9 protein-coding genes are annotated in these 11,939 nt (G+C 40.6%); 6 read left to right on the forward strand and 3 right to left on the reverse strand.

Going from position 1 to position 11,939, the window contains the following annotated elements:
* Positions 1-120: 120 nt before the first annotated feature.
* Positions 121-3,774 carry a DNA-directed RNA polymerase subunit beta' gene (rpoC, locus tag AUF14_RS13450; protein ID WP_016181817.1) on the forward strand — a complete coding sequence of 1,218 codons (3,654 nt, stop codon included), beginning with the start codon at positions 121-123 and terminating at the stop codon, positions 3,772-3,774.
* A 214-nt stretch (positions 3,775-3,988) separates the two neighbouring features.
* Positions 3,989-5,089, forward strand: coding sequence for an LCP family glycopolymer transferase (locus AUF14_RS13455; protein WP_049219178.1), 1,101 nt, complete (start codon positions 3,989-3,991; stop codon positions 5,087-5,089).
* Positions 5,090-5,193: 104 nt separating this feature from the next.
* Here AUF14_RS13455 and AUF14_RS13460 read toward each other — a convergent pair.
* A protein-coding gene (locus AUF14_RS13460) for an IS3 family transposase (RefSeq protein ID WP_225844249.1) occupies positions 5,194-6,614 on the reverse strand; the annotation gives its coding sequence in 2 pieces (ribosomal slippage) (positions 5,194-6,137 and positions 6,137-6,614; 1,422 coding nt in all).
* 162 nt (positions 6,615-6,776) lie between these two features.
* On the opposite strand from AUF14_RS13460, the gene msrA reads away from it, so the two are divergent.
* On the forward strand, positions 6,777-7,301 hold the full coding sequence (gene msrA, locus AUF14_RS13465; protein ID WP_016181815.1) for a peptide-methionine (S)-S-oxide reductase MsrA: 525 nt from the start codon (positions 6,777-6,779) through the stop codon (positions 7,299-7,301).
* On the opposite strand, the gene AUF14_RS23230 is transcribed toward msrA, so the two are convergent.
* Positions 7,298-7,900 (reverse strand): prepilin peptidase, encoded by a 603-nt coding sequence (locus AUF14_RS23230; RefSeq protein WP_071879955.1) that lies wholly within the window; start codon positions 7,898-7,900, stop codon positions 7,298-7,300. The two genes, msrA and AUF14_RS23230, sit on opposite strands and share 4 nt — an antisense overlap.
* 198 nt (positions 7,901-8,098) lie before the next feature.
* Here AUF14_RS23230 and AUF14_RS13475 point away from each other — a divergent pair, with 198 nt between their 5' ends.
* Positions 8,099-8,566, forward strand: a complete 468-nt coding sequence (locus AUF14_RS13475; RefSeq protein ID WP_016181814.1) for a Dps family protein — start codon at positions 8,099-8,101, stop codon at positions 8,564-8,566.
* A 104-nt stretch (positions 8,567-8,670) separates the two neighbouring features.
* Here the strand turns inward: AUF14_RS13475 and AUF14_RS13480 are convergent, their stop codons facing one another.
* Positions 8,671-9,420: a MurR/RpiR family transcriptional regulator gene (locus tag AUF14_RS13480; protein WP_049222113.1), complete on the reverse strand. Its 750-nt coding sequence runs from the start codon at positions 9,418-9,420 to the stop codon at positions 8,671-8,673.
* 145 nt (positions 9,421-9,565) lie between these two features.
* On the opposite strand from AUF14_RS13480, the gene pfkB reads away from it, so the two are divergent.
* The gene (pfkB, locus tag AUF14_RS13485; protein ID WP_102866086.1) at positions 9,566-10,516 is read left to right on the forward strand and encodes a 1-phosphofructokinase; all 951 of its coding nucleotides are present in this window, start codon (positions 9,566-9,568) and stop codon (positions 10,514-10,516) included.
* A complete protein-coding gene (locus AUF14_RS13490) occupies positions 10,498-11,937 on the forward strand; it encodes a PTS fructose transporter subunit IIC (protein WP_048717773.1) in 1,440 nt (479 codons plus the stop codon). Before pfkB ends, AUF14_RS13490 begins: the two co-directional genes overlap by 19 nt.
* Positions 11,938-11,939: the final 2 nt, after the last annotated feature.

Genomic DNA, 11,939 nt, shown 5'->3' on the forward strand with positions numbered 1-11,939 from the left:
TTAGCTTTATGGAATTTAGACTTATTTCCGAAGCAGCTACTTCTGGAACGCCGTTTATGCATACGTAAGTCAGCTACTCCCTAGCTGACTTACGATAAAATGAAATGGAGGGAAACCCTTTTGATCGATGTAAATAAATTCGAAAGTATGCAAATAGGTTTGGCTTCTCCTGAAAAAATCAGAAGCTGGTCATACGGTGAAGTAAAAAAACCGGAAACCATTAACTATCGTACATTGAAACCTGAACGCGAAGGGTTATTCGATGAAAGAATTTTTGGGCCAACCAAAGACTGGGAATGTGCCTGCGGGAAATACAAACGAATCCGTTATAAAGGGATCGTCTGTGACCGTTGTGGTGTTGAAGTTACACGTTCGAAGGTTCGTCGTGAACGGATGGGACATATCGAATTAGCAGCGCCTGTAACACATATCTGGTATTTCAAAGGAATTCCTTCTCGAATGGGTCTTGTGTTAGACATGAGTCCGCGTGCGTTAGAAGAAATCATCTACTTTGCATCGTATGTCGTAATCGATCCAGGTAATACAAGCCTAGAGAAGAAACAATTACTGACTGAACGTGAATACCGTGAAAAACGGGATCAATATGGTCAAGAATTTCACGCAGCAATGGGTGCGGAAGCCATCAAACAATTATTAGATCATGTAGATCTAGATGGTGAATCAGCAGAATTAAAAGAAGAGTTGAAAACAGCGCAAGGACAAAAACGGACACGTGCTATTCGTCGTCTGGATGTCTTAGAAGCGTTCCGTTCTTCTGGTAACCAACCAGGTTGGATGGTTATGGATGTTATTCCTGTCATTCCGCCAGATCTACGTCCGATGGTTCAATTAGAAGGTGGTCGTTTTGCGACTTCTGACTTAAATGATTTGTATCGTCGTGTAATCAACCGTAATAATCGTTTGAAACGTTTATTAGATTTGAATGCACCAAACATCATCGTTCAAAATGAAAAACGTATGCTGCAAGAAGCGGTAGATGCACTGATTGATAATGGTCGTCGTGGCCGTCCAGTTACTGGACCAGGTAATCGTCCATTGAAATCTTTGTCTCACATGTTGAAGGGGAAACAAGGTCGTTTCCGTCAAAACTTGCTGGGTAAACGTGTGGACTACTCTGCCCGTTCAGTTATCGTTGTTGGACCTTTCTTGAAGATGTATCAATGTGGTCTGCCAAAAGAAATGGCGATCGAATTGTTCAAACCATTTGTAATGAAAGAACTCGTTCAACGTGAAATTGCTTCAAATATCAAAAATGCGAAACGTAAAATCGAACGTCAAGAAGACGTTGTATGGGATGTCTTAGAAGAAGTTATCAAAGAACATCCAGTTTTACTTAACCGGGCACCTACGCTTCACAGATTAGGTATCCAAGCATTCGAACCAATCCTAGTTGAAGGTCGTGCAATCCGTCTTCACCCATTAGTGTGTGAAGCTTACAATGCCGATTTCGATGGGGACCAAATGGCTGTCCATTTACCTTTAGGTGAAGAAGCACAAGCCGAAGCTCGTATGCTGATGCTTGCTGCAACCCATATCTTGAACCCTAAAGATGGAAAACCCGTTGTTACACCATCTCAAGATATGGTCTTAGGTAACTACTACCTAACAATGGAAGAAGAAGGCCGCGAAGGTGAAGGAATGATCTTCCGTGACATGAATGAAGCTGTTTTAGCATGGCGCAATGGCTATGTTCACTTACATTCACGTGTGGCTGTTGACCCTAATACATTGGGCGACAAGCCATTTACTGAAGAACAAAAAGAACGCATGCTGATCACAACTGTTGGGAAAATTATTTTCAACGAGATCATGCCGCAAGAATTCCCTTATTTGAACGAACCAACTGATTTCAACTTAACACAACATACACCTGACAAATATTTTGTCGAAAAAGGTGCCGATATTCCTGCAGCGATTAAAGAACAAGAAATCATCTTGCCATTTAAGAAGAAAAATCTTGGAAACATTATCGCTGAAGTCTTCAAGCGTTTCAAAGTCACTGATACGTCAATGATGCTTGACCGCATGAAAGACTTAGGATATAAACATTCAACCCATGCTGGTATGACCGTTGGTATCGCCGATATCATGGCGTTAGCAGAAAAACAAGAAATCATCGACAATGCTCACAAACAAGTCGGCACGATCACAAAACAATTCCGACGTGGTTTGATTACTGATGATGAACGTTATGAACGAGTTATTGCTGTATGGAATGCAGCCAAAGATGAAATTCAACAACGACTAATGGAATCTTTAGATGCGAAGAACCCAATCTTCATGATGTCTGATTCTGGAGCCCGTGGTAACATCTCCAACTTTACTCAGCTTGCTGGTATGCGTGGTTTGATGGCCGCTCCGAATGGACAAATCATGGAATTGCCGATCATCTCGAACTTCCGTGAGGGTCTATCTGTCTTGGAAATGTTTATCTCGACTCACGGTGCTCGTAAAGGGATGACTGATACGGCCTTGAAGACAGCCGATTCAGGTTACTTGACTCGTCGTTTGGTAGACGTTGCCCAAGATGTTATCGTACGTGAAGAAGATTGTGGTACTGATCGCGGTCTAGAAATCTCTGCGATTCGTGAAGGTAATGAAATCATCGAATCATTAGAAGAACGTCTAGTCGGACGTTATACGCAAAAATCCGTGATGCATCCTGAAACTGGTGAAGTTCTATTGCCTGCTGATGCACTGATCAGCGAAGCAGATGCGAAACGTATTATTGATGCTGGCGTTGAGAAATTAACGATTCGTTCAGTCTTCACATGTAATACAAAACATGGTGTATGTAAACATTGTTATGGACGCAACTTGGCAACTGGTGATGACGTTGAAGTCGGCGAAGCGGTTGGTACTATTGCTGCTCAATCAATCGGTGAACCTGGTACTCAGTTAACTATGCGTACATTCCATACCGGTGGGGTTGCCGGAGATGATATTACACAAGGTCTTCCTCGTGTCCAAGAAATCTTCGAAGCACGTAATCCTAAAGGTTTGGCGGTTATTACTGAAGTTACTGGTGAAGTCGTTGAGATTGCTGAAGATGCTGCGACTCGTACGAAAGAAGTTACCGTCAAAGGTGAAACGGATACTCGTACGTATACGGTTCCTTACACTGCTCGCATGAAAGTTGTCGAAGGTGATATGGTTCATCGTGGTGCGCAATTAACAGAAGGATCAATTGATCCTAAACACTTATTGCAAGTACGCGATGTAATCTCCGTTGAAACATACCTGTTGCGTGAAGTTCAACGTGTTTACCGGATGCAAGGGGTAGAGATCGGCGATAAACATATTGAAGTAATGGTTCGACAAATGTTGCGTAAAGTCCGTGTTATGGACCCAGGTGACACAGATATTTTGCCAGGTACATTGCTTGATATTGCTGACTTTAAAGATCAAAACTACAATACATTGGTTGCTGGTGGCACACCTGCGACATCTCGTCCAGTCTTGCTTGGTATTACAAAAGCTTCATTGGAAACAAACAGCTTCTTATCTGCCGCATCATTCCAAGAAACAACTCGTGTCTTGACGGATGCTGCGATCCGCGGTAAGAAAGATCCATTACTTGGATTGAAGGAAAATGTTATCATCGGTAAAATCATTCCTGCTGGTACAGGTATGTCAACTTACCGTAACATGGAACCAAAGGAAGTTGTTGTAGCTAGCGAAAATGTCTACAGTATCTCTGATATTGAAGCGCAAATGGCAGCTGAAGACGCTTTGAATAATCCATTAGGCTAGAAAATTCTGGCTTTAAAAGACCACAAGATTCTGAAAAAGAATCTTGTGGTCTTTTTATTTTCAGGCTATTATAAGAAGGTATCTGGCAAATAAGCAAGCTCACGTTGAACAGATGTTAAATTTCGTTTAGAGCGCTGTATAAAGACTATTGCCAAAAGTCATTTTATGAGAGAATGACAAAAAATATAGGGATATAAAATTTCTGAGGTGCCATATGAGCAGAGCAAAGAAAATCATCTTGATTGTCGTGGGAATCATCGTGCTACTTGTTGGAACGGCGACTGTCTATTTATTAAAAGTGAATAATGATGTTGATCAAGCAATCAATAAAATGACTAAAAAAGTCAATTATAAAAGTACACGTTCGGCTAAGGTCGATTTAAAAAGTGGGGAACCATTCTCTATTTTACTAATGGGAACAGACACAGGTGATAAAGGGCGGAACTATCAAGGACGCTCGGATTCCATGATGTTAGTTACTATTAATCCTAAGAAAAAACAAACGCTAATGACAAGTTTGGATCGCGATATTTATACTCAGATTGTTGGGTATAAAGGGGACAAGAATAATTATGTCGCGAAGGGCGATACCTATTATGATAAATTGAATGCGGCCTATTCACTAGGTGGTACTAAGATGGCGATCGAAAGTGTTCAAGAAATGCTAGATGTTCCTGTTGATTATTATGTTGAGATCAATATGAAGGGGCTAAAAACATTAGTTGATGCGGTTGACGGAATTGAGGTCGACAACAAGATTGATTTTACTTTGGACGGTGTGCATGTCAAAAAGGGAAAGCAGGTTCTAGATGGCAGACACGCATTAGAATATGTGCGGATGCGCCACGAGGACCCAAAAGGTGACGTGGGCAGACAGGCAAGGCAACGAGAAATTTTATCTAAGATCATTCATAAGATTCTTTCTGTTGACTCTGTCACAAAGTATAAAAAATATTTGCGTGCAGTGGAAGATTATGTAAAGACCGATTTGAGCTGGAGTGAGATGCTGACGATCGCAACAGATTACACGCCTGCTGCAAAGAACATCCAACAGACACAGCTAGAAGGCCAGGGCGAGATGATCAGTGATATTTATTTCCAAATTTTGGGATTGAATAATCTGTTAGAGGAACAAAATATCGTGAAGAAGCAGCTCGGATTGCCTACAAAGAAAAAATTACCGAACCTTGATAAAGATGACGACAATCAATTATTCTTTGATGACAGCAGTGTGGATAAAATTAGTGCTGGAACGCATTATGATTATACTGGTTACGGAAAAATAATTTATCCGATTGATACGGATAATTATTAAAAAAGCGAAATACTATTTATGGGAATGATGAAGTGACCCCCAAATGTTAGACTTTTTTCGGAGTAGAGAAATCTACTCCGTTTTTTGTTTCTTAAGCTAAGCGATTATGCCGCTTTCTGTGCTGTTTCTCGAAACTGAACAGGGCTTTTCCAGTTCAATTTCTGTTTCATCCGGTGATTGTTGTAGTAATAGATAAAATCATCAATCGCCGTTTTTAGTTCATCAAAACTGTGATAGGTTTCTCCATGAAAAATTTCTTGTTTTAGAAGACTGAAGAAATTCTCCATGATGGAATTATCTAAACAATTTCCTTTTCGAGACATACTTTGAAAAATTTTCTGTTTCTTTAGTTTTCGACGGTAGGCTTTCATCTGATAGGCCCAGCCTTGATCCGAGTGGAAAGTGCGACGATACGGGCAATCATTCGTGATCGCGATGGCTTCTTCTAAGCCTTCCATGATTGCCAAGGCATTTGGCTTTTCCGAGATGCGGTACGAAAGAATCTCGCTATTATACATATCCATAAACGGGTCCAGATATAACTTTCTCTGACGGATCACGCCTTTGGTATCCACTTCAAGATATTTGAACTCTGTTGTATCTGTCGTAATTTTTTGGTGACAAATAGTCGTATAAAAGTGACGACGAATCCGGTGTTTCGCCACTTTCCCGACTTTTCCTCGGTAAGAACTGTAGCGCCGTGATTTCCGCGTGTATGAACGCACTTCGATTCCTAGTTTTCGAATCAAACGTTGGACTTTCTTTTTATTAACATGGAATCCACGATTCTTTAGTTCGTTCGTCATTCGTAAACAGCCATAATTTTTATGTTCTTTACGAATACGAAGCATTTCGGCTTCAATTTCTTGATCAGGGTTTTCTCTGTCAAATCGTTTTTGCCAGTACATAAACGTTGCTTTAGGAAAGTCCAAGGTCTCAAGAAGCTCAACTAATTTGAAGGATCCTCGGAGGCTGTGGATGATTCGTGCGATTGATTCGTTCGTCTTTGTTGGGCTTCCTGATTTCGCAGCTTCCTCAGTTCTTTTAAAAAGGCATTTTCTATCTGAAGTGAACGGACTTGTTTTTCTAATTCTTTAATACGGTCGCGTTCTTCCGATGTTACTTTAACAAAATCTTTCTTTGGCTTTTCTTTTTTCTTAGGCACGGTAGGTGGACGTCCTTTCGGTTTTGAGAGTCCCTTGATACCATCATCTCGAAAACTCCGCATCCAACTGGCAATCAGAGCATGATTCCTCATACCGAGTCTATTGGCAACTTCACGATAGGACAACTCACTCGTTTGATATAACTCTATCGCATCCATCTTGAATTGAACAGAGTAAGTATTATCATAATGTTTTCGAAAGAGTCCTTCCTCACCAAATTGTTGATAGGAATTAATCCAGCTTCTTACTTGATCCGCGTTCTTAACTCCATACTTTTTCGCTAGATAGCGATAGCCACCTTTTCCATCTAAATAATCTTGAACAACTTTCAGCTTGATTTCAAAGCCATATTCAGTCATAAAAATACCGACCTCCAAAAAGTTAGATTTTTGGTCTAACTTTTGGGGGTCGGTTCATGACTCAATAATCTGGGACGTTCTCTTTTTTTTACGAGTGTCTGAGCAGATTCATTTCAATTTTTCTAAAAAGGGTTATGATGAGATCAAAAGGAGGCATATTTTATGGCAGAAGAAAAAGCAATTTTTGCTGGAGGCTGTTTTTGGTGTATGGTGAAACCATTTGACCAGATGCCTGGTATCAAGCAAGTTATTTCCGGTTACACAGGCGGACATGTACCAAATCCAACCTATGAAGAAGTTTGCAGTGGTACGACAGGCCATACGGAAGCCGTAGAAATTACATTTGATCCAGCGGTGATTTCTTATCAGCAGCTGGTAGAAATCTATTGGCAGCAAACCGATCCTACAGATGCCTTTGGTCAATTTGCGGATCGGGGAGATTCCTATCGGCCGGTAATTTATTATGCTACTCCAGAACAAAAAGAAGTGGCGGAAGCTTCGAAGGAACGACTACAAGCCAGCGGTCGTTTCAAAGAACCAATCGTAACATCGATTGAACCGGCTCAAGCCTTTTATCCTGCTGAAGCGTATCATCAGGATTTTTATCGAAAAAATCCCGAACACTACGATGCTTACAGTGAAGGTTCGGGACGTAAGGGCTTTATCCGTAATCATTGGAACGCTTAACGGTTTTTTAGCAGGAATAATAGAAGGCCGATAAATAAGAAGGGTAAAAACGGCAGCTGTTCAGGAATCTTTTTACGCAAGGTCTGATAACCGAAAAAAATCAAACCACTGAGTGAAGCGATAAATAGAACCTGTAACAATTCATACCAAGATAAAAAGAAACTCCATAATCCAATTACCCAAAGATCTCCCAGACCTAAACTGTCTGGGAGTATTTTTTGACTGAAGAAAAATACTCCGCAAACAATTAATGGTTGGAACCAATGCGGATGAAATAGAACCGCTCCGCTAATTAATAAAATCACTCCCGTTCCCCCAAAAATTCTCATCTCGACAATCATATGATCCCAGTCGATTACGGCTAAAACAAGGGAGCTCAATAACCAGAATACTTGCCATAGGCTTTTCCAATCTAAATCCTGTAAAAAAATTACAAAGAGAATCCCGCAAAATAATTCTAACCAAAAACTTCGCGCAGAGAATCTTTGCTGACAGTGAGTACAATGGAATCTTTGCTTCAAAGCTGAGAGTAGCGGAATCAGTTCAATCGCTCGAAGCGGGTGACCGCAATGATCACAATGTGAAGGCGGATAAATCAAAGACTCATTTCAAGGAATGCGAACACAAACGACAGCTAAAAATGAGCCAATAATTGTACCAAAAATGAAATTTACGATTGTTCTCACCTCCTTTTTCAATAAGATACGAAAAAAAAGCACTTTACCAGCATTTTCTTTGTACTTTTATCATAATTGTATTATGCTTTTATTAGAGTAAAAATTAGGAGGTACAAAGGAATGAAATTTGAGAAAACCAAAGAAGTATTGAACCAATTAGTTGCCGATTTAAGTCAAATGTCTATGGTCATTCACCAAACTCATTGGTATATGCGCGGCCCTGGCTTCTTGACATTGCACCCAATGATGGATGATTTTATGGATGATGTAAATGATCAATTGGATGAGATTTCAGAACGCTTGATTACATTAGACGGCTCACCTTATTCAACATTACGCGAAATGGCAGATAATACAAAAATTTCTGATGAAGTAGGACGCTGGGATCGTACGATGGAAGAACGGTTAGCAATTCTTGTTAAGAACTATCGTTACTTGGCTGATCTTTATCAAAAAGGGATTGACGTTACTGGCGAAGAAGGCGATGATCCAACACAAGATATCTTCATCGAATTCAAAACAGCCACTGAAAAACGCATTTGGATGATCCAAGCTCATTTAGGAAAAGCACCAGAAATCGATGCTTAATTCGTTCAGAAAAGGCACACATCATTAATGATGTGTGCCTTTTCTGTTGCTTAAATTCTTTTTACTAAATTAATCCATTTTATTTGAACATATGTTGTTACATATTAACTATCCGCAACTCGTAAAGCATAGGAATCCAATAAAATTCTCGCGATGATTTGTAAGGGGAGCCTCGATCGAACTTCATAATCAGGAAAATAAGATCCTTCAGACTTGAAGCCGACCAAAGCAATCTCGCAATAGTTCATTAGACTGGAGGCATTGTTGGCGGTTAATAAAATTGAACCGATTTCGGACTCATAACAATTTTTGGCGGCGACAACGAGTTCTTTAGTCTCTCCATTTAATGAAATGAAAATGACAATATCTCGCTTGGTTAGTTTTCGACTGATATTTTTGATAATCTCTGGGTCGTTATGCATTTGACAGTTCTTCCCCGTCAATTGAAATTTCACCATCATTTCCTGGCCGATCATCTCTGAGAATCCTCGAGCAAAGATGATTACTCGTTCCGCGAATTTGATTTTTTGGATGGCATCTTCAATATTGCCAATTTCTATCATATTGATGGTTCGGACGACTTCCTGTTCATTCTTTAGAATAGCCCGTCGAATCCCTTTATCGACTTTATCTAATGAAGAGAAATTGATATTTTTATTCTCTTGTTCCTTTAGATGATGTTTAAAGGCAGTGAATCCTTCATAGCCTTTCTTTTTCATTGTGCGAACAATCGTAGCCGTAGAAACATTGGCCTGTTCGCTAAGTTTGACGATCGAGTAGTTGGGAATATCGAGAATGTGACTTTCAATGTAATCCCAAAGGTATTGTTCTGTGTCGCTCAATTTATGATCCATTGCTTCATTAACCTTCTTTCAATTATCACGAGTTAAAGGTATCACGAGTAATTAAAAGATGTAAAGCTTTTCAGTCATTAGCTTAAAATATGAAAACCTTTTCGTCTATGACTGCCTCATAATAAGGTCAAGGAGGTCGTCACTTATGTCCATTTACACTTGTACCTTGAATTTAGCAATCGATCTATTTATTGAAACAGATACTATGGAGCCTTTTACTGTAAACCGAACAAAGGATGATGATATCCAAGCAAATGGAAAAGGAGTCAACGTTTCACTGATCCTAAAAATGCTGGGAGTTGATACAACTGCACTAGGTTTTCGTGCCGGGTTTACTGGGAATTATATAGAAGATTATTTACAGGAAAAGGAGATCAGCACTGATTTTATTGAAGTTCCTGGGATGACACGGATCAATGTGTTTACTCAAGTCAATCAAACAAAGGAGGAATACAAATTAGTCAATCAAGGTCCAGAAATACCGCAGGAAAAGGTTGAAGTTTTTTTGGATCAAATTAGAAACTTGCAGGCTGAAGATTATCTCTGTATCTCGGGAAGTTTGCCGAGGGGGATTGAATCGACAATATTAGTCGATATTAGTCGGATTTGTCAAGAACGTGATGTTCATCTGATCATTGATAGCAGCTACAAGGAGATCATGGACTGTTTGCCCTACCACCCCTTTCTACTGAAGCCAAACGAAGAGGAGCTAGCTTCATGGTTTGGCGAAATTATTGATTCAGAAGAAGCCTATTTATTTTATGGACAGCAATTGATAAAAGCAGGAGCGCAAAATGTGCTGCTATCACTTGGCAGTGGAGGAGCAATTTTTTTCAGTCAGACTAAGATTATTTGTGGGAATTCGCCAATAGGAAAAGTAGTCAACACAGCCTGTGCCGGAGATACATTATTAGGAACCTTTTTGGCTGGTTATTTAACAGAGCAGCCGCTGGAAGAGACGTTACGCAAAAGTTTAGCCGCAGGAAGTTCTACTGCATTTCGCAAGGGGCTGACTGATTTTTCGGATGTAAAAGAACTAAGTAAACAAATTGAAATCAAAGAAGAGGGGTTAAAAACATGGGAAATTATCAATTAATCGCAGCAACAGGTTGTCCGACAGGTATTGCTCACACGTATATGGCGCAAGAAGCATTGGAACAAGCGGCTAAGAAAAAAGGCGTGACCATCAAAGTCGAAACCCATGGTCAGATTGGGATTGAAAATGAACTGACTGCTGAAGAAATCAAGCATGCAGAAGCCGTTATTATCGCGGCAGACAAAGATGTTCATCCAGAACGATTTGCCGGGAAACGAATTATTGATGTGTCGGTTAGTACCGGAATCAAAGATGCGGAACGTTTAATTGATGACGCTTTGGCTGGAAAAGGCTCAGTAGCAGCAGAGAATCAAGCAGTGGACACTTTAGAAGAAGAGACGGGAACTAACACAAGTTTCGGTCGCAGCATTTATAAAAATTTGATGAATGGTGTTTCCCACATGCTTCCTTTCGTAGTGGCAGGCGGTGTTTTGATCGCAATCTCATTTGCTGTTTGGGGAATTTATTCCTTCGATCCAGAGAATGCACAATATAATGCGACGGCCGCGATGCTGAAAAGTGTCGGTGATGCAGCAATGGGAATGATGGTTCCCGTCTTGGCAGCTTATATCGCGGAAGGAATCGCTAAACGACCGGGGTTAGTAGTCGGTTTTGTCGGTGGAATTGTCGCAACTAATGGAGGGACCGGGTTCCTAGGCGGAATTCTGGCAGGTTTTCTTGCGGGTTACTTGATCTTACTTCTGCAAAAAGTGATGGCAGGCTTACCAAAACAACTGGATGGCTTAAAAGCAATCTTCTTATATCCAGTGATCGGAGTTGCAGTAATTGGTATTATCATGTCGCTATTAGCTGATCCGATGAAGGCTGTCAATGAAGGTATGATGAGCTTCTTAGCCGGCTTTGAAAATTCTAATCCGTTAATTCTTGGTGTAATCGTCGGCTGTATGTGTGCCTTTGATATGGGGGGACCAGTCAATAAAGCAGCGTATGTTACGGGAACGGCGTTATTAGCGCAAGGCAATACGACTTTCATGGCCGGTGTGTCAGCAGCTTGTATCGCGCCACCGTTGATTACAGGCTTCGCGACATTATTCTTTGGAAAATATTTTGATACAAATGATCGTAATGCCGGATTAGTTAACTTTATCTTAGGTTCTACACATATTACCGAAGGGGCAATTCCTTTTGCCGCAAAAGACCCGATTCGTGTATTACCTACGATGATGCTAGGTTCTTCGATTGCTGCTGTTCTTACCTATATGTTTGGTGTTCAAGTGCCTGCACCTCATGGTGGATTCTTAGTGTTGCCAGTTGTTACAGGGAAAATTCAGTGGGTCGCTTCGATTTTGATTGGTGCGCTTGTCGGCGGTGTGATCTTAGGACTCATCCAAAAGAACAGTGTAGCTAAAAAAGAAAAGCAGACGACAGAACAGGTAGAAAAATCAGCAGTGGCTAAGTAAAG

This window comes from Enterococcus avium (assembly GCF_002891025.1).
Lineage (GTDB): Bacteria > Bacillota > Bacilli > Lactobacillales > Enterococcaceae > Enterococcus_A > Enterococcus_A avium.

Coding starts and splice junctions, on each gene's coding strand:
- AUF14_RS13455 (WP_049219178.1), top strand. CDS start 3,989: ATGAGCAGAGCAAAGAAAATCATCTTGATTGTCGTGGGAATCATCGTG.
- msrA (WP_016181815.1), top strand. CDS start 6,777: ATGGCAGAAGAAAAAGCAATTTTTGCTGGAGGCTGTTTTTGGTGTATG.
- AUF14_RS13475 (WP_016181814.1), top strand. CDS start 8,099: ATGAAATTTGAGAAAACCAAAGAAGTATTGAACCAATTAGTTGCCGAT.
- AUF14_RS13480 (WP_049222113.1), bottom strand. CDS start 9,420: ATGGATCATAAATTGAGCGACACAGAACAATACCTTTGGGATTACATT.
- pfkB (WP_102866086.1), top strand. CDS start 9,566: ATGTCCATTTACACTTGTACCTTGAATTTAGCAATCGATCTATTTATT.
- AUF14_RS13490 (WP_048717773.1), top strand. CDS start 10,498: ATGGGAAATTATCAATTAATCGCAGCAACAGGTTGTCCGACAGGTATT.